General features: G+C 71.9%; 15 protein-coding genes. 5 read left to right on the forward strand and 10 right to left on the reverse strand.

Features of this window, described 5'->3' with window-relative positions:
* Nucleotides 1–66: 66 nt before the first annotated feature.
* Nucleotides 67–1,536, reverse strand: a complete 1,470-nt coding sequence (locus tag AB0I81_RS47765; RefSeq protein WP_360672798.1) for a PLP-dependent aminotransferase family protein — start codon at nucleotides 1,534–1,536, stop codon at nucleotides 67–69.
* A gap of 61 nt (nucleotides 1,537–1,597) precedes the next feature.
* Here AB0I81_RS47765 and AB0I81_RS47770 point away from each other — a divergent pair, with 61 nt between their 5' ends.
* Together AB0I81_RS47770 and AB0I81_RS47775 are read left to right on the forward strand one after the other, a co-directional pair.
* On the forward strand, nucleotides 1,598–2,539 hold the full coding sequence (locus AB0I81_RS47770; protein WP_360672801.1) for a branched-chain amino acid transaminase: 942 nt from the start codon (nucleotides 1,598–1,600) through the stop codon (nucleotides 2,537–2,539).
* 121 nt (nucleotides 2,540–2,660) lie between these two features.
* Nucleotides 2,661–4,784 (forward strand): hypothetical protein, encoded by a 2,124-nt coding sequence (locus tag AB0I81_RS47775; protein ID WP_360672804.1) that lies wholly within the window; start codon nucleotides 2,661–2,663, stop codon nucleotides 4,782–4,784.
* A 117-nt stretch (nucleotides 4,785–4,901) separates the two neighbouring features.
* Here the strand turns inward: AB0I81_RS47775 and AB0I81_RS47780 are convergent, their stop codons facing one another.
* Nucleotides 4,902–5,435 (reverse strand): HIT domain-containing protein, encoded by a 534-nt coding sequence (locus AB0I81_RS47780; RefSeq protein WP_360672807.1) that lies wholly within the window; start codon nucleotides 5,433–5,435, stop codon nucleotides 4,902–4,904.
* Between the two features lie 77 nt (nucleotides 5,436–5,512).
* Here AB0I81_RS47780 and AB0I81_RS47785 point away from each other — a divergent pair, with 77 nt between their 5' ends.
* Nucleotides 5,513–6,013, forward strand: a complete 501-nt coding sequence (locus AB0I81_RS47785) for an Asp23/Gls24 family envelope stress response protein (RefSeq protein ID WP_360672810.1) — start codon at nucleotides 5,513–5,515, stop codon at nucleotides 6,011–6,013.
* Between the two features lie 159 nt (nucleotides 6,014–6,172).
* Here the strand turns inward: AB0I81_RS47785 and AB0I81_RS47790 are convergent, their stop codons facing one another.
* Nucleotides 6,173–6,598 (reverse strand): hypothetical protein, encoded by a 426-nt coding sequence (locus tag AB0I81_RS47790; protein WP_360672813.1) that lies wholly within the window; start codon nucleotides 6,596–6,598, stop codon nucleotides 6,173–6,175.
* Nucleotides 6,599–6,682: 84 nt separating this feature from the next.
* The gene (locus tag AB0I81_RS47795; RefSeq protein ID WP_360672948.1) at nucleotides 6,683–7,786 is read right to left on the reverse strand and encodes an RNA polymerase subunit sigma-70; all 1,104 of its coding nucleotides are present in this window, start codon (nucleotides 7,784–7,786) and stop codon (nucleotides 6,683–6,685) included.
* A 132-nt stretch (nucleotides 7,787–7,918) separates the two neighbouring features.
* Between AB0I81_RS47795 and AB0I81_RS47800 the strand changes: the two genes are divergently transcribed.
* Entirely contained in the window at nucleotides 7,919–8,638 is a 720-nt protein-coding gene (locus AB0I81_RS47800) for a PIG-L deacetylase family protein (protein WP_360672817.1), read from the forward strand.
* Between the two features lie 90 nt (nucleotides 8,639–8,728).
* Here AB0I81_RS47800 and thrS read toward each other — a convergent pair whose 3' ends face one another.
* From thrS to AB0I81_RS47815, 3 genes are read right to left on the reverse strand one after another with little or no spacing between them, the layout of a single operon-like run.
* On the reverse strand, nucleotides 8,729–10,720 hold the full coding sequence (gene thrS, locus AB0I81_RS47805; RefSeq protein ID WP_360672951.1) for a threonine--tRNA ligase: 1,992 nt from the start codon (nucleotides 10,718–10,720) through the stop codon (nucleotides 8,729–8,731).
* A 39-nt stretch (nucleotides 10,721–10,759) separates the two neighbouring features.
* The gene (locus AB0I81_RS47810) at nucleotides 10,760–11,365 is read right to left on the reverse strand and encodes a GH25 family lysozyme (protein WP_360672820.1); all 606 of its coding nucleotides are present in this window, start codon (nucleotides 11,363–11,365) and stop codon (nucleotides 10,760–10,762) included.
* 30 nt (nucleotides 11,366–11,395) lie between these two features.
* Nucleotides 11,396–12,295 carry a TIGR03564 family F420-dependent LLM class oxidoreductase gene (locus tag AB0I81_RS47815; RefSeq protein WP_360672823.1) on the reverse strand — a complete coding sequence of 300 codons (900 nt, stop codon included), beginning with the start codon at nucleotides 12,293–12,295 and terminating at the stop codon, nucleotides 11,396–11,398.
* A gap of 97 nt (nucleotides 12,296–12,392) precedes the next feature.
* Between AB0I81_RS47815 and pgm the strand changes: the two genes are divergently transcribed.
* Nucleotides 12,393–14,024, forward strand: coding sequence for a phosphoglucomutase (alpha-D-glucose-1,6-bisphosphate-dependent) (gene pgm, locus AB0I81_RS47820; RefSeq protein WP_360672826.1), 1,632 nt, complete (start codon nucleotides 12,393–12,395; stop codon nucleotides 14,022–14,024).
* Between the two features lie 142 nt (nucleotides 14,025–14,166).
* On the opposite strand, the gene AB0I81_RS47825 is transcribed toward pgm, so the two are convergent.
* Genes AB0I81_RS47825 through AB0I81_RS47835 form a run of 3 tightly spaced genes read right to left on the reverse strand, consistent with a single transcriptional unit; the run spans nucleotide 14,167 to nucleotide 17,258 of the window.
* Nucleotides 14,167–14,931, reverse strand: a complete 765-nt coding sequence (locus AB0I81_RS47825; protein ID WP_360672829.1) for an SDR family oxidoreductase — start codon at nucleotides 14,929–14,931, stop codon at nucleotides 14,167–14,169.
* Nucleotides 14,932–14,933: 2 nt separating this feature from the next.
* The gene (locus AB0I81_RS47830) at nucleotides 14,934–16,217 is read right to left on the reverse strand and encodes an MFS transporter (protein ID WP_360672831.1); all 1,284 of its coding nucleotides are present in this window, start codon (nucleotides 16,215–16,217) and stop codon (nucleotides 14,934–14,936) included.
* Nucleotides 16,218–17,258: an Ldh family oxidoreductase gene (locus AB0I81_RS47835; protein ID WP_360672834.1), complete on the reverse strand. Its 1,041-nt coding sequence runs from the start codon at nucleotides 17,256–17,258 to the stop codon at nucleotides 16,218–16,220. It abuts the gene before it with no gap.
* Nucleotides 17,259–17,265: the final 7 nt, after the last annotated feature.

The raw sequence follows: 17,265 nt of genomic DNA on the forward strand, positions 1-17,265 counted from the left end.
GCGACCGGCCCCGCACCCATGGCGGCCCTGATGACCGGCCTCGCGTCGCTTCCGCCGGGCGGGGTGTCATTCCCGGTAGGCGTCCCAGGCCCGGGCGAGTCCCGCCATCGCCTGGTCCAGCAGGTCGGGGGGCAGGGCGAAGCTGAGCCGCAGGCGGTCGCGGTGGCGGCCGTCCGGTGAGAACAACGAGCCGGGCGCCACCGCCACGCCGTGCTCGCGGGCCACCGCCGCGAACCGGTCCGTGTCCGTCCCGGGCAGCCGCGCCCACACCGACATCCCGCCGGCGGGCCGGGTCCAGGTCCAGCCGGGCAGGTACGCGGCCAGCGCCCGCAGGCAGTGCTCCCTGCGCCGATCCAGCTCCGCCAGCCAGGGGCCGACCGGGTTGCGTTCCAGCAGGTCGGCCGCCAGCCGCTGGGCCACCGCGCTGGTCGCCAGGTCGGCGTCCACCTTGGCCTCCACCAGCCGGGCCAGCAGCGGCTCCGCGGCCGTCAGCCAGCCCACCCGCAGGCCGCCCCACAACACCTTCGACAGCGACCCGACCGTCACCGTCCCGTACGGATGCAGCCGGGCCAGGGGTGCGGGCGGCGGCGTGCCGTCGTACACGAGCGCGGCCAGCGTACGGTCCTCCAGCAGCGGCACGTCGGCGTCCGCGGCCAGTGCGGCGACGTGCTCAAGCGGCGGGACCGCGCCGGTCGGGTTCTCCACGCCGACCACGTACACCAGGGCAGGGCGGTGGCGGGCCAGCGCCTCCCGCACGGCGTCCGGCGAGGTGAGGTCGAGGGCCACCGCGTGCGCCCCCGCCCGCTTGAACACGCTGAGCGCTCCCCCGTACGACGGATCGCCCACCAGGACCCGGTCACCGGGCCGCAGCAACACGCGCGCGGCCAGGTCGATCCCCTGCTGCGCCCCGGCCGTGACCAGCACCTCCCCCGGCCGCGACCACCCCGAAGCCGCCGCCGGACCCGGAAGCCGCGGCGAGTCCAACGCCTCCGCCGGTCCCATGACCCCCTGCGAACCCGAGACCCCCTGCGGACCCGAAACTCCCTGCGGGCCCGAGACCCCCTGCGGACCCGGGGCTCCCGGCGGGTCGGAGGCTGCCAGCAGGGCTCTGAGGCGGGGGTCACCCATCGCGTCGTAGCCGTGCCCGCTGGGCGCCCGCAGCAGGTCGGCCGGGTCGAGCGGAGGCAGCACCAGGTGGGACGGGTCGGGCACCACCGAGGTGGACAGGTCCGCCCGCACCGAGCCCGCCTGGAGCAGCCCGCCGAACGAGGGCGTGCCGAGCACGTACGTGCCGCTGCCGTGCCGCCGCTCGCACAACCCGTCCTCGCACAGCGCGTTGAACGCCGCCGCCACCGTCCCCCTGCTGACCCCGACCGCCTGGGCCAGGTCTCGCTCCGACGGCAGCCGGGTGCCGGGGCCGATCAGGCCGGTCTGGGCGAGGTCGGCCAGCGCGCCGGCCAGGCGGCGGCTGGGCGGGCCCTGGTGGAGCCGGAGGCGATCCCGGACGAGTGTGACGAGGCTGTCTTCCCTTCCCATGCCACCATTATCCCGATAATGTGCCACTCATCGTCATATTGGCCCATACAGGAGAAATTTGATGGGCCACTTGGGAAAGGAGCGCCCGGTGGAGGAGGCCAAGTTCATCTGGATGGACGGGGGTCTGGTGCCGTGGGGTGAGGCGCGCGTACACGTGTTGTCGCACGCCCTGCACTACGGCACCGCCGTCTTCGAGGGCACCAGGGCGTTCGAGACGCCGGACGGGCCGGTCGTGTTCCGGCTCGACGACCACCTCGGACGGCTGCGGCGCAGCGCCAGGATGATCGGGCTGAAGCTGCCGTACACGGAGGAAGAACTGCGCGCGGCCACGCTTGAGACCGTCGCCGCCAACGGCCAGGCGTCCTGTTACATCCGCCACCTCGCGCACCGCGGCTACGGCGAGATGGGCATCTCGGCGCGCGGCTGCCCGACCGCCCTGTCCATCGCGAGCTGGAGCTGGGGGCCGCTGCTCGGCGCGGGCGTGCGGCTGATGACCAGCTCATGGCGGCGCAACGACCACACGGTGGTGCCCACCGCGGCCAAGGCCACCGGCCCCTACCTGAACTCCGTGCTGGCCAAGCACGAGGCTCTGGACGCCGGCTACGACGAGGCCGTGCTGCTCAACGCCGCCGGCCACGTCAGCGAGTGCACCGGCGCGAACATCTTCGTCGTCCGCGACGGGCTGCTGCTCACGCCGCCGTCGAACGCGGGCGCACTGGACGGCATCACCCAGGACACGGTCGAGCGGCTGGCCGCCGACCTCGGGCTGCGGACGCTCAGGCAGGAGCTGCTGCGCTCGGACCTGTACGCCGCCGACGAGATCTTCCTGTGCGGCACCGGCGCCGGAGTCGTGCACGTGAGCTCGATCGACCGGCGCGAGCTCAGCGGAGAGGGAGGCGAGGGTCCTGGCCCGGTGACCGCCAGGCTGGCCGACGCCTACGACGCCGCGGTCCACGGCCGGGACGAGCGCCACCGCGACTGGCTCACCCCGGTCTCCGGCTGACGATCAAAGACGGCACCCCGCACACCGCGCGCATGAGAGGGTAGTCGCGTCCGGTGGCGCCGGAACGCGACCTAAAGCACTACCGTGCCACGGAACCACAGAGTCACGGGAGGTCGTCGGGGTGAGGCGCGCGCTGGTCGTGCTGGCTGTGCTCATCGGTCAGATGTTTGTCGGACAGGCCCTGTTCACCGGACCCGCCGGAGCGGAGACCGGAGCGGGGACAACCGGGCGAACAGTCGCCGAACAAACGGTGACGGCCGGTGAGCGGGTGGCGCTCATCGGCGTGCCCGGTCTGCACTGGAACGATCTGTCCCCGTCCGACACGCCCCACCTGTGGTCCCTGGCCGAATCGAGCGCGATCGGCTCCCTGTCGGTCCGTACGGTCGGCAGCACCACCTGTCCCTACGACGGGTGGCTGAGCGTGTCCTCGGGCACCAGGTCGGCCGTCGGCTACGCCTGCGGCGCGCCACCCAAGCCCGAGGCCACCGGCGGGGGCGCGGTCATCCCCGACTACCGCTACCTCATCGACGTGGCGGGCCAGCGCACGGCGGGCACGCTGGGCGAAACGCTCAAGGCGGCCGGGCGGTGCTCGGTCGCCATCGGTCCCGGCGCGGCGCTGGCGTTGGCCGACCAGCAGGGCGCGGTGGCGCACTACCACGAGTCCCCGAGCCGGCTCAGCGCCGGAGACCTGGACAAGTGCCCGATGGTCGCCATGGACGTGGACGACCTCATCTCGCCCTACCTGGCGGCCGGCGACCGGCTGCCCAAGACGCCCGACCTGCTGAGCGCGGCCGAGCGCCGCCAGGCGCTGCGACTGGCCGACGCCAAGGCGGGCGCGCTGCTGTCGGCCCTGCCGACCGGCACGACCGTACTGCTGGCGGGGCTGTCCGACCACGGCTCCGTGCCGCACCTGCGAGTGGCGGCGCTGCGCGAGCCGGGCGCGCAGGGGCGGCTGCTCGGCACGTCCTCCACCAAACGCGAGGACATCTCGATCCTCACCGACCTGACCGCCACCGTGCTCACCAAGCTGGGCGTGCCGGTGCCGAGCACGGTGGTGGGCGTGCCGCTGCACGTGGGCGCGCCGGGCGCGACGTTCGAGCACCTGCGGCTCGCCGACGCCAGCGCCCAGACCATGCGCTCGGGCAAGGCGGCCTACTTCACGACCCTGGCGGTGCTGCAGGTCCTGTTCTACGTCCTGGCCTTCCTGCTGCTGCGCCGCGGCAAGAAGCTGGGGTGGGTACGCGCCGCCGCCGTCGCCCTGGCGGCCCTGCCGGTCACCTCGTTCCTGGTCAACCTGCTGCCCTGGGCCACGCTCCCCGAGTTGTTCGGCGGCATGGCGCTCTGGTGGGTGGCGATCACCGCGCTGGCGCTGGCCGGGCCGTGGCGGCGCAGAACGCTCGGCCCGCTGGGCGTGGTCGCCGCCATCACGGCGCTCACGCTCGTCGGCGACCTGCTCACCGGCACCACGCTCCAGCTCAACAGCTTCATGGGGTACAGCGCCGAGCAGGGGGCCCGCTACTACGGCCTGGGCAACATCCCGTTCGCGCTGCTGGCCACCGGCACGCTGCTGGCCACCACGGTGATCGCGCACCGCTGGCCGGGCAAGGTGGGCCTGGCCGCGATCGTCGGGCTGGGCACGATCGCGATGGTGCTCGGCGGGTCGGGGATGGGCAGCGACTTCGGCGGCGTGATCGCGTTCGTGCCCGGCATCGCGGTGACCGCGCTGATCCTGACCGGCAAGCGGGTCTCGCTGGTGAAGCTGGGCGCGTTCTGCGTGGCGGGCGGGGTGATCGTGATGGGGTTCGCGTGGCTCAACTACCTGCGGCCCGCCCATGAGCAGTCGCATCTGGGCAGGTTCGTGGGCCAGGTGCTGACCGGCGAGGCGGTCGACGTCATCTGGCGCAAGCTGGTGGCCATGTTGTCCACCCTGCTCAGCCCCAACCTGATGCCGATCGTGATCGCGGCGGTGGCGTTCCTCGTGTACGCGATCCTGCGGCCCGCCCAGGCGTCGGGCGGAGTGGTGCCGGCCGCGTTCGAGCACTCCCCCGCCCTGCGCGCCGGGCTGATCGGCACGCTCGTCAGCGGCGTGGTCGGCATGCTGGTCAACGACTCCGGCGCGGCCGTGTTGTCCATGGCGCTGGCGCTGGCCGTACCGCTGCTTCTGGCCACCGGCATCAGCGCGCTCGGCAAGGGCCGCCGATCGCTCCCGGGCGTCGGCGAGCAGTTGGCGAGCGCCACGAAGTAGCGCGGGGTCACTTGTCCCAGGCGGTCAGCGGCAACTGGCGGGTGCCGCGACGCAGCCCGGGGTCAGTTGTCCCAGGCGTCGGCGAGCAACTGGCGGGTGTCGTGAAGTAGCACGGGGTCAGTTGTCCCAGGCGTCGGCGAGCAGCTGGCGGGTGTCGTGAAGTAGCTGCGGCAGGACCTTGGTCTGGGCGACGACCGGCATGAAGTTCGTGTCGCCGCCCCACCGGGGCACCACGTGCTGGTGCAGGTGGGCGGCGATGCCAGCGCCCGCGACGTGGCCGAGGTTCATGCCCACGTTGAAGCCCTGCGCGCCGCTGGCCTTGCGCAGGGCGCGCAGCGACTTCTGGGTGAACTCCCCCAGCTCGGCCACCTCCGCCGCGTCCAGCTCGTCGTAGTCGGACACGTGCCGATAGGGCACGACCATCAGATGCCCCGAGTTGTACGGGTAGAGGTTGAGCACGGTGTAGACCACGGTGCCCCTCTTCACGATCAGGCCGTCCTCGTCGCTCATCTTGGGGATCGCGTCGAACGGGCACCCATCGCCAGGTCCTGTGCCGGTCGGCTTGTTCTCGCCCTTGATGTAGGCCATGCGATGCGGGGTCCACAGACGCTGGAAGTTGTCGGGGGCCCCGGCCCCTGCCTGATCGTGCATACCTAGCAGCATAGGACCACGGACAAAGGGGTTGCTCTTGCGGCACAATCTCCAGCACCGTCTTCGAGGAGGCCGCCATGAGTGAAGCCTTGGCCGAGCAGCCCACCCCGCCGACTGACTCCACCCCGCCGGAAGCCTCCGGCGCGCCGCCGCCCTCCTACATCGAGGCGCCCACCTCGGGTGCGGTCGTGAAAGGCCGGATCAAGGTCGCCGACGAGGTCGTCGAGAAGGTCGCCGCGCTGGCCGCGCTGGAGGTGGCCGGTGTCGCCGACATGGGTGGCGACCTGGCGCGGGCCTTCGAGTCCGTACGCGACCGGATCGGCATCGGCGCGCGCCGCGGCAACCAGGGCGTCAGCGCGCAGATCCAGGAGCGCCAGGTGGCGGTGAACCTGACGATCGTGGTCGAGTACGGCCACGTCGTCATGGACGTCGCCGCCGAGGTCAAGACGAACGTGGCCAGGAGCGTCAGCCGCATGCTCGGCATGCGCGTCATGGAGGTCAACGTGACCGTGGACGACGTCCGCCTCCCCGGCGAGGCCCGCCACCGCGAGCCCGCCGAGGCCGAAGAGCCATCCTGAGCCCACCCGACGTCGTGGGCTCAGCCGGCGAGCCGGCGCCCTGGGCCCAGCCACCCTGAGCCCGCCTGACGTCCTGAGCCCACCTGACGCCCGGGGCTCAGCCGGCGTCCTGGGCTCGGTTGGCCCTGATCCGGAGCTCAGCCGGCCCTGATTCTGGGCTCAGCCGACCTTGGTCATGTGGGACTCGTAGCCGCCGCCTCCCGGGTACACCCAGGCGCCGGTGACGCTGGTCCCGTCGGCGCTGAACGTGCCGCGGTAGTAGGCCCCCGAGTCCCTCTTCTGCGCCCAGATCGTCAGCGTGTCGCCCTCGACCTCGTACACGTAGGCCAGGGTGCTGCCGTCGCTGTCGAAGTACCAGGAGTGCACGTCCGCGCTCGGCTCCTCCGCCCCGTACGGCCGCTTCCTGCCGATGATCTCCGTGCCCTTGATCCGCCCGCCGTCCTGCGTGAGGTCCACGTCCTGAATGAGGAAACGGCCGCCCTCCATCCAGCGGTAGGTCACGGTGCCCGCGGCGCCGCCGGAGATCTTCCAGGTGCCGACGAGCCGGTCCAGGGCGTTGAGCTGGGGGTCGATGTGCTCGGTCATGATCGAATCCTCTCTCGGAAGTGGCGTACCCCCGTATGACGGCAGGGCGCGGGAAAAGGAATCGATCCGCGGCGGAATTTCCACTCAGAGTTCGTCGGGCAGGCCGAAGGCGGCGTTCAGTTCGGGGCCGAACGTGGTGATCTCGGCGATCAGGCCGTCCTCGACCAGCAGCACGTCGATGTTGACGGCCGTGTAGCGGCTCTGGCCCGGACGGCGTACGTAGTTGGCCACGGCCGGGCACCGGTTGGCCCGCGTCTCCAGCGCCTTCCACTCGCCCCACGCCTGCGGTCCGGCCATGACCGGCTGCCACATGTCCAGGATGGCCGCCCGTCCGTCGTACACCAGCGACGCCGGCGGCATCGTCTGCCGCGCGTCCTCACGCAGCAGCGCGGCCAGCGCGGACAGGTCGCCCGCCACCGACGCCTCCATGTAGCGGCGCAACACGGCCTTCTCCTCCTCGCTGGGGGCGGTGGCCGGGCCCCACTGGGAGCGCCGCGCGGGCAGGTGCAGGCGCAACGTGGCGCGGGCCCGCTGCAACGCGCTCTTGACCGCCGCCACGCTGAGCTCCAGCGCGCCGGCGGTCTCCTCGGCCGGCCAGCCCGCCACGTCGCGCAGGATCAGCACCGCCCGCTGCCGCGGCGGCAGGTGCTGAATGGCGGCCAGGTAGGCCAGCTCGATCGTCTCCCTCTCGACCACCACCGCCTCCGGCCTCCCGTCGGTGGGCGCCGCCAGATCGAGCAGCCGATCCGGGTACGGCTGCAACCACGGCACCTCGGCGAACACCGACCGCGACCCCGCCGACACGTCCCCCGACACGTTCTCCGACGCGGCTGCCGATGCGCCGCCGGCCGACGCGCCCGTCGCCAGGCCGCCCCTCGGCACGCCCCTTGACGCGCCCCTCGATGTGCCCATCGGCATGCCGTCCCGCACGTCGGTCGCGATCTCCCGGGAGCGGGCGGGACCGGACAGCAGGTCCAGGCAGGCGTTGGTGGCGATGCGGTAGAGCCAGGCCCGCAGCGTCGCGCGCCCCTCGAACGTCTCCCGCCGCCGCCAGGCCCGCAACATCGTCTCCTGCACCATGTCCTCGGCATCGGCGAACGAGCCCAGCATCCGGTAGCAGTGCACCTGCAGCTCATGCCGATGCGCCTCGGTCAGCTCGGCGAAGTCCTGCCGCCCTCCGCCCCGCACCGCCGCAACAACCTCGTCCCCGGCGCCCGCCCACACCCCATCGCCGTCCACTTCGCCTCCGTACCCGCCTGATCGTCCAGTCGCCTGGTCGCGCCCGCCCGGCCCCCGCCCGCGCCTGCCAGGATGATAGCCATGACCGATCAACTCGACCCCATGCCGGACGACTGGCAACGCGCGCTGGCCATCGTGGCCCACCCCGACGACCTGGAGTACGGCTGTGCGGCGGCGGTGGCCCTGTGGACGGACGCGGGACGCGAGGTCTCCTATGTGCTCGCCACCAGGGGCGAGGCAGGCATCGACACGCTCGAACCGGCCAAGTCGGCGCAGGTGCGCGAGCGCGAGCAGCGAGCCAGCGCGGCCGTCGTCGGGGTGCGGGAGGTGGAGTTCCTCGACCACTCCGACGGGGTGATCGAGTACGGCGTCGCGCTCCGGCGGGACCTGGCCGCCGCCATCCGCAGGCACCGGCCCGAACTCCTGATCACGCTGAACTTCGACGACACGTGGGGCGGCTCGATCTGGAACACTCCCGACCACGTCGCCGTGGGCCGGGCGGTGATGGACGCCGCCGGAGATGCCGGAAACAGGTGGATATTTCCTGACGCCGGTGAGCCGTGGGGCGGCGTCCGCTGGGTCGCCGTCTCCGGCGTCGACTCCCCCACCCACGCCGTGGACGTCACCGACGGCCTGGAGCGGGGCGTGCGCTCGCTGCTGGAGCACCGCGCCTACATCGAGGCCCTCACCGACGAGGACCCCGAGTCCTACGCCCGCAACCTGATCGAGGGTTACGCGAAGGAGGAGGCCAAGCGGTTCGGCGACCGCCCCGCGGTGACGTTCCGCCTGTATCCCCGCTGACACGCATGGGTGGGACCTCGGCCGAACGGAAAGCGGGCCGTGCCCCCGTGGGCGCGGCCCGCTCCGCCGTCGATCAAGCCGTCATCGTGCTCAGACCTGGACGCGCCGCTCCACGGCGCTGACGATCTCGGCGATCGCCTCCTCCACCGGCACCCCGTTCTTCTGCTCACCGCTGCGGTAACGGAAGGACACCGCGCCGTTGGCGATGTCGTCGTCACCGGCCAGCAGCATGAACGGCACCTTGGCCTTCTGCGCGTTGCGGATCTTCTTCTGCATCCGGTCGTCGGCCGCGTCGACGTCGATCCTGATGCCGCTGGCGCGCAGCCTCTTGGCGACGTCCTGCAGGTAGGGCGCGTGCGCCTCGGCGATCGGGATGCCCACCACCTGCACCGGGGCCAGCCACGGAGGGAAGGCGCCGGCGTAGTGCTCGGTGAGCACGCCGAGGAAGCGCTCCACGGAGCCGAACAGCGCCCGGTGGATCATGACGGGGGTCTGCCGCGAGCCGTCGGCCGCCTGGTATTCCAGGCCGAAGCGCTTGGGCTGGTTGAGGTCGAGCTGGATGGTGGACAGCTGCCAGGTGCGGCCGATGGCGTCCTTGGCCTGCACGGAGATCTTGGGCCCGTAGAAGGCCGCGCCGCCCGGGTCGTCCTTCAGCGTCAGCCCGGACTCGGTGGCGACCTGGCGCAGCGCCTCGGTCGCCTCCTCCCACTCGGCCGGGTCGCCGATGAACTTCTCGGAGTCGTCGCGGGTGGACAGCTCCAGGTAGAAGTCCTCAAGGCCGAAGTCGCGCAACACGCTGAGCACGAACCGCAGCAGCGACTTGATCTCGTCGGCCATCTGCTCGCGGGTGGTGTAGATGTGCGCGTCGTCCTGCGTCATGCCGCGTACCCGGGTCAGGCCGTGCACCACGCCGGACTTCTCGTAGCGGTAGACCGAGCCGAACTCGCACAACCGCAGCGGCAGCTCGCGGTAGGAGCGCCCGCGCGACCTGAAGATCAGGTTGTGCATCGGGCAGTTCATCGGCTTGACGCGGTATTCGACGCCCTCCAGCTCGAAGGCCGGGAACATGTCGTCGGCATACCACGGCAGGTGGCCGGAGGTCTCGAAGAGCGAGGACTTGGTGATGTGCGGGGTGTTGACGAACTCGTAGCCCGCCTCCGCCTGCCGCCTGCGCATGTAGTCTTCCATCTCCTTGCGGATGATCCCGCCCTTGGGATGGAAGATCGGCAGGCCGCTGCCCAGCTCCGGCGGGAAGCTGAACAGGTCGAGCTCGACGCCGAGCTTGCGGTGGTCGCGCTTCTCGGCCTCCTCCAGCAGCTTGAGGTATTCGTCCTGCTTGTCGCGGGACTCCCAGGCGGTGCCGTAGATGCGCTGGAGCTGCGGGTTGTTCTCGCTGCCGCGCCAGTAGGCGCCGCCGGAGCGCATGAGCTTGAAAGCCGGGATGGCCCGCGTGGAGGGCACGTGCGGCCCCCTGCACAGGTCCTTCCAGCACAGCTCGCCGGTCTTGGGGTCGAGGTTGTCGTAGATGGTGAGCTGCCCGGCCCCCACCTCGACGCTCTCCTCATCCGCCGCGCCGCCCTTGAGCCCGATCAACTCCAGCTTGTACGGCTCCCCGGCCAGCTCCTCGCGAGCCTCGTCATCTCCGACGGGCCTGCGGGCGAAGAGCTGCCCCTGCTTGACGATCTCCCGCATGCGCTTCTCGACGCGCTTGAGATCGTCGGGGTTGAAGGCCCGCTCGACGTCGAAGTCGTAGTAGAACCCGTTGTCCACGGGCGGCCCGATGCCCAGCTTGGCCTCGGGGAACAGCTCCTGCACCGCCTGCGCCATGACGTGGGCGGCGGAGTGCCGCACGATCGAGCGGCCGATCTCGCTGCCGACCTCGATCGGCTCGACGAGGTCGCCCTCGGCCAGCACGTGCGCCAGGTCGCGGGGCTCACCGTTGACCTCGGCGGCGATGACGGTGCGGCCGTCGGCCTCGAGCGCCTCCCCGGCCGTCGTGCCGGCCGCGACCACACGCTCGGCTCCGGCGAGGGTGATGCGTAGCTCGGCTGACACGGTGACTCCCTGTGGATCGCGCTCGATGCCCGGCACCGAGGCTGGTTTCGATGGTGAACCCCGATGCTATCGCGGGTGAAACCCCAGCTTTGTCAGCTCCTGCCTGGTCCCGTGGAACACGTTGCGGTCGATCGGGCTGTTGGCGTGCTGGTGGATGGTCCAGTCGCGCCACGGCGCGGGCACCGGCGGTTGCCCGCGCGGGCTCTCCGGGCTGGCGATCCACAGCGGATATTCGGCCAGCCCGGCGCAGTGCCCGCCGCGCGCGAAGGAGTGGAAGGTGTAGATGAAGGGCCGTACGCCGCTGTGCCGCTCGACGTAGTGGCACCAGCGGCGCGCGTGCCTGGCGACCTGCTCGGGCCGCAGGCCGTCGTTGGTCTCCATGTCGAGCGCCACCAGGTCGCCGCGGCGCAGGCCGCCCGCGGACCTGATCACGGCCAGGAAGTGGCGTGCCTGCGCGATCGGGTCGCCCTTGGGCCTGGCGAAGTGGTACGCGCCGCAGACCAGCCAGCTCTCGCGCATGCCGTTCCAGTTCCGCGCGAACCACTTGTCGGTGTAGTCGCCGCCCTCGGTGGCCTTGGCGAAGGCGAAGCTCACGCCCGCCTCCGCATGGTCGGCCCAGTCGACGGTGCCCTGCCAGTTCGACACATCGATGCCCTGTAGCACGCGTTTCACCTTGCCGGAGTTTATTGGGATGTCGGTGGATCAGCCCTTAGCCGCGCCGATCAGCAGGTTCCTGGTGCGCTCACGCTTGGAGATCACCGAGGCCACGAAGTCGGTCACGCCCGCCTGCCGCAGTTCCTCCAGCTTGGCCAGCACCGCGTCCTCGTCGCCGATGATCGCCACGTCGCCCGGTGTGGCCGCGCCTTCCCTGTCGAGCATGGCACGGTAGGACGGGAGTTGCCCGTACCCGGCGAGGATCTCGTTCACCCGCGCGACGGCAGCCTCGCGGTCGTCGGTGACGCAGGTGGGCAGCGCGCAGACGATCCTGGGCGGCTCGCGGCCGGCCTCGGCCGCGGCGGCGGTGATGGTGGGCGCGATGTGCTCGGCGACGGTCTTCGGGCCGGTCATCCAGAGCACGGTGCCGTCCGCGACGGTGCCGGCGAGCTTGAGCATGCGCGGGCCGAGCGCGGCCAGCAACACGGGGAAGCCGGCGCCCGGCGTGCTGAGCCGCACGTTGGCCTTGACCGTCTCGCCCCGGTAGTCCACCTGCTCGCCCCGCGAGACCGGGAGCAGGACGTCGAGGTACTCCTTCATGTGCCGGACGGGCCGTTCGAAGTTGTAGCCGTACATCTGCTCGATGACGATCTGGTGCGACAGGCCGATGCCCAGCGTGAGTCGCCCGCCGAGGGCGGCGTTGGCGGTCATGGCCTGCTGGGCCAGCACGGCGGGATGGCGGGGGTAGGTCGGCACCACGGAGGTGCCGAGCTCGATGGGCGGCGCCTGCGCGCCGGCCGCGGCCAGGGCGGTGAGGGCGTCGAGGCCGAAGATCTGCGGGTGCCAGGCGGAGGTGAAGCCGTCGTCGGCCGCACGGGCGATCTGGTCGCGCAGTTCACCGATCGGGTCGGGCCCCTGGGACTCGGGCAGGAAATATCCGTAGCGCATGGAACAGAACTCCATTCTGGTGGCTGAGGGGAATGTACCTCCCCACGCCGCCATCCGGTTCCCCGCCGGGCCGGGCTTGATTTGTAAAGTGGCTCACATGACGCACGAACGCGCGGGACAGCCCGCCCGGCCCTCCGACCTCGTGGACGTCGCCAGGCTGGTGACGTCCTACTACGCCCTGCATCCCGACGCCGGGCAGGTGGCGCAGCGGGTGGCGTTCGGCACGTCGGGGCATCGGGGGTCGTCGCTGAACTCGGCGTTCAACGAGGATCACATCGTGGCCACCAGCCAGGCCATCTGCGAGTTCCGGCGCGAGCAGGGCACCGACGGGCCGCTGTTCCTGGGCATCGACACGCACGCGCTGTCGGAGCCCGCGCGGGTGTCGGCGCTGGAGGTGTTCGCGGCCAACGACGTCGATGTGCTCATCGACGCCGGTGACGGCTACACGCCCACGCCGGCCGTCTCGCACGCCATTCTCCGGCACAACCGGGACCGCGTGAGCCACCTGGCCGACGGCGTCGTGATCACGCCGTCGCACAACCCGCCGGGCGACGGCGGCTTCAAGTACAACCCGCCGCACGGCGGTCCCGCCGACACCGACGCCACCACGTGGATCCAGGACCGGGCCAACCTGCTGCTGCGCGAGGAGCTCAAGGGCGTGCGCCGGGTGCCGTACGCCATGGCGGTGTCGCGGGCCGGGCGTTACGACTTCCTGGGCACGTACGTGGACGATCTGCCTTCCGTGGTGGACCTCGACGCGATCAGGGCGGCCGGGGTGCGGATCGGGGCCGACCCGCTGGGCGGGGCGAGCGTGGCGTACTGGGGGGAGATCGCCGAGCGGCACCGGCTGCAGCTGACCGTGGTCAACCCGCTGGTGGACCCGACGTGGCGGTTCATGACGCTCGACTGGGACGGCAAGATCCGGATGGACTGCTCGTCGCCGTACGCGATGGCCTCGCTCATCGCCAACCGCGACAAGTACGACATCGCCACCGGCAACGACGCCGACGCCGACCGGCACGGCATCGTCACGCCCGACGGCCTGATGAACCCCAACCACTACCTCGCCGTCGCCATCGACTACCTCTACGCGCACCGCGACGGCTGGCCGGCGGACGCCGGAGTGGGCAAGACCATGGTCAGCAGCGGGATCATCGACCGCGTCGCCGACTCGCTCGGGCGGCGGCTGTACGAAGTGCCGGTGGGTTTCAAGTGGTTCGTCCCCGGGCTGCTGGACGGGTCGCTGGGCTTCGGCGGCGAGGAGAGCGCGGGGGCGTCGTTCCTGCGGCGTGACGGCTCGGTGTGGTCCACCGACAAGGACGGCCTCATCCTGGCCCTGCTGGCCTCGGAGATCCTGGCCGTCACCGGCGAGTCGCCGAGCGCCCGCTACCGCCGCCTGGTCGGGCGCTTCGGCGAGCCCGCCTACGCGCGGGTGGACGCGCCGGCCACCCGCGAGGAGAAGGCCGTGCTCGGCAAGCTGTCGGCCGAGCAGGTGACCGCCTCGTCGCTGGCCGGCGAGCCGATCACCTCGGTACGGACGTCGGCGCCCGGCAACGGGGCCAAGCTGGGCGGGGTGAAGGTCTCGACGCGGAGCGCCTGGTTCGCGGCCCGGCCGTCGGGGACCGAGGACGTGTACAAGATCTACGCCGAGTCCTTCAAGGGCCCCGACCACCTGGCCAAGGTGCAGGAGGAGGCCCGCTCCCTGGTGTCGGCCGCCCTGGAGGGCTGAGCTCCGGAACGCTGACCTCCGGAACGCTGACCTCCGGAACGCTGACCTCCGGAACGCTGACCTCCGGAGCGCTGAGCTCCGGAACGCTGACCTCCGGAGCGCTGGGTGGCGCCTGACCAAGAAGGCCAGGCGCCGGTCGTGCTCAGTAGCCCAGGTGCCGGCCGCCGTCGCCGACCAGGACCTCCCCGGTCGCCAGGTCGGACTCCAGCAGCGCGGTGACGAGTTGCGCGATGTGCTCCGGCCGGGCCGTGCGGCGCAGCGGCGCCTTCATCTCCTCCTTCGCCGCCATCTCGGAGAACACCTGCTCCCCCATCCGATCGATGTGCCAGCGGGTGGCCACGATGCCGGGCGCGACCGCGTTCACCCTGACCTCGGGACCGAGGGCCACCGCCAGGTCCTTGGTGAGCTGGAGCATGGCGGCCTTGCTGACCCCGTACGCGATGGAGGAGCCCGTGGCCAGCAGCCCCGCCACGGAGGCCACGTTGACGATGGCGCCGCGGGTCGCCCGCAGGGCGGGCGCGAAGGCGCGGGCGCAGTAGAAGGCGCCCATGAGGTTGACGCCCATGATCTGCCGCCACACGTCCTCGGTGAGATCGTCCAGGTCGGGGAACGGGATCCATCGGGTCGTGCCCGCGTTGCACACCAGGGCGTCCACCCGGCCGTGGTCGGCGAGCACCCGCTCGGCCATCCTGCGCACGGCGGCGTCGTCCGACACGTCGGCGGCCACCGCCTCGGCCTTGCACCCCAGCTCCTCCAGCCGCCCGACCGTGGCCTGCGCCTCGGCGGCCGAGCGCGAGTAGTTGACGACCACGGCCGCCGCGCCCTTCCTGGCCAGGCTCTCCGCGACGGCGGCGCCGATGCCGGTGCCGCCGCCGGTGATCACGGCGACCCTGCCGTGCATGTCCATGGCTACTCCTTGCGCGCTGGATCGAGGGCCGAGATGTCGATGTCCTTGCTCTCGCGCGAAGCGTAGAACGCCACGAACGAGATCACGGCCGTACCGGCGAGGAAGGCCGCCACCAGCCACGGCGCGCCGTCCATCCGGGCCGCCAGCGCCGCCCCCAGCTCCCGCGAGGCGGCGAACCCGGTGTAGCGCACGCCCGCCCCGAACAACTCGGCGTAGAACACCGGCTGCACGGCCACCTGCGGCGCGAAGCCGAAGGCGCCCATGACCATCATGGCCAGCCACACCAGCCAGGGCACGCCGGTGTTGACGAGCAGGAAGTACGGAAAGACGTAGACCGCCACGAACACCACGCTGAACAGGTTGATCGGCCGCCGCCCGACCCGGTCCGACAGATGGCCGTAGACCGGCTGCAGCACGATGACGGTCAGCCCGAACAGGATCACTCCCAGCAGCGCCGTACGGCTGGACAGGCCGAGTTGCCCGGTCGCGTACGCGACGCTGAAGGTGGACAGCGTGTACACCACGGCCGTGTCGTTGATGTGCGCGCCGACCCCGACGAGGAAGTTGCGCGGGTAGCGGGCCAGCGCGTCCCTGATCGGCAGCCTGACGATCTCCCTGGTCCTGGCCAGCTCGCGGAACACCGGCGACTCGGCCACCCGCAGCCGCACGTACAGGGCCACCAGGATCAGCGCGAAGCTCACCAGGAACGGCAGCCGCCACCCCCACGCGAGGAACTCGCGCTCGGGCAGGAGCTGGACCAGCAGGAACGCCGAGGTGCCGAGGACGAGGCCGATCTGCACGCCGGTCTGGGCGTAGGAGGCGTAGTAGCCGCGCCGGCCCGCCGGGGCGTGCTCGGCCAGCAGCGTCGCCGCGCCGCCGAACTCCGCGCCCGCGCCCAGGCCCTGGCAGACGCGCAGCAGCGTGAGCAGGATCGCCGCCCAGACGCCGATGTCGGGGTAGGTGGGCAGCAGGCCGATCAGGCCGGTCGAGACGCCCATGATCACGGTCGTGATGATCAGGGTGGAGCGGCGGCCGATCCTGTCCCCCAGATGGCCGAACAGGACGCCGCCGAACGGCCGGACCACGAACCCCACGCCGAACGTGGCGAACGCGACGATCGTGCCCGTGGCCGGGTCGGACTCGGTGAAGAACAGGCGGTTGAAGACGAGGGCGGCGGCGGTGCCGTAGATGAAGAAGTCGTACCACTCCAGGGCGGTGCCGACGAGGGCGCCCAGGACGACGCGTCTTAACTCGGGGGAAGGGGAATGCGTCGGGTTGGCGGACATCTAACCTCCAGGTGGCGGCGTGTCGGGCCACGGAACGCCCAGCCTGTCCGCGAGCTCCGCCAGCTCCGCCCAGACCGCGGCCGGCACGGGCACGCCCTTCTCCAGCCGCTCGGCGCGGGTCGCGGCCTCGGGCTCGCCGGGCACCACCACGTCCGGCCCGGACGCGCGCAGCGCCCGGCAGAAGGACTCGACCCCGGCGAGGTAGCCGTCCAGCGGGACGAAGGCGGTGACGTCCAGCGCGGTGATCACCGTGCCGAAGGTGCCGTCGTACTCCGGCGAGCCGGCGGCGCCGGTGCCCGTGAGCAGGCCGCCGACGAGTTCGATGAGGACGCTCAGGCCGTACCCCTTGTGGCCGCCGAACGGCAGCAGCGCCCCGCCCCGGTAGAAGTCGGCCGGGTCGGTGGAGTGCCGGCCGGCGGGATCGACCAGCACCCCCTCGGGGGCCGGCTGACCGGCGGCGAGCAGGAGGCCCAGCTTGCCCTCCGCCATGGCGGCGGTCGCCCAGTCCATGACCACCGCCGCGCCGTGCGCCCGCGGCACGGCCCAGGCCATGGGGTTGGTGCCGAGCATCCTGCGGTACCCGCCGTACGGGGCCACGGTCGGGTCGGCGTTGCCGACGACCTGCGCGATCAGGCCTCGGCCCGCCAGGGTCTGCGCGTACTCGCCGAGCCTGCCGATGTGGCCGCACTCCCTGATGGCGACCACGCCCACGCCGTGCGCGGCGGCGAGTCCGGCCGCCTCTTCGGTGGCCAGGCGGGCGGCGGGCTGGCCGAAGCCGCGCCGCCCCGACACGACGGCGCTCGCGCCACGGCGCGAGATCACCTCGGGGCGGGCGCCGGGCACGATCACGCCGGTCCCGATCCGGTCGAGGTACCACTTGACCCGCCGTACGCCGTGCGAGCCGTGGCCCGCGAGATCGGCCTCCACCAGGGACTCGGCGACGACCGCGGCCAGGTCGGTGGGAACGCCGGCGGCGGTGAGGAGGCGGTGGGCGAGATCGCGGAGTTGGTCGGCGGCGAGGACACGTGGGGTTGCGTTCACGGTGACC

The organism is Nonomuraea sp. NPDC050404 (assembly GCF_040655495.1).
GTDB lineage: Bacteria > Actinomycetota > Actinomycetes > Streptosporangiales > Streptosporangiaceae > Nonomuraea.

Coding starts and splice junctions, on each gene's coding strand:
- AB0I81_RS47765 (WP_360672798.1), bottom strand. CDS start 1,536: ATGGGAAGGGAAGACAGCCTCGTCACACTCGTCCGGGATCGCCTCCGG.
- AB0I81_RS47770 (WP_360672801.1), top strand. CDS start 1,598: ATGGGCCACTTGGGAAAGGAGCGCCCGGTGGAGGAGGCCAAGTTCATC.
- AB0I81_RS47780 (WP_360672807.1), bottom strand. CDS start 5,435: ATGCACGATCAGGCAGGGGCCGGGGCCCCCGACAACTTCCAGCGTCTG.
- AB0I81_RS47785 (WP_360672810.1), top strand. CDS start 5,513: ATGAGTGAAGCCTTGGCCGAGCAGCCCACCCCGCCGACTGACTCCACC.
- AB0I81_RS47790 (WP_360672813.1), bottom strand. CDS start 6,598: ATGACCGAGCACATCGACCCCCAGCTCAACGCCCTGGACCGGCTCGTC.
- AB0I81_RS47800 (WP_360672817.1), top strand. CDS start 7,919: ATGACCGATCAACTCGACCCCATGCCGGACGACTGGCAACGCGCGCTG.
- AB0I81_RS47815 (WP_360672823.1), bottom strand. CDS start 12,295: ATGCGCTACGGATATTTCCTGCCCGAGTCCCAGGGGCCCGACCCGATC.
- pgm (WP_360672826.1), top strand. CDS start 12,393: ATGACGCACGAACGCGCGGGACAGCCCGCCCGGCCCTCCGACCTCGTG.
- AB0I81_RS47825 (WP_360672829.1), bottom strand. CDS start 14,931: ATGGACATGCACGGCAGGGTCGCCGTGATCACCGGCGGCGGCACCGGC.
- AB0I81_RS47830 (WP_360672831.1), bottom strand. CDS start 16,217: ATGTCCGCCAACCCGACGCATTCCCCTTCCCCCGAGTTAAGACGCGTC.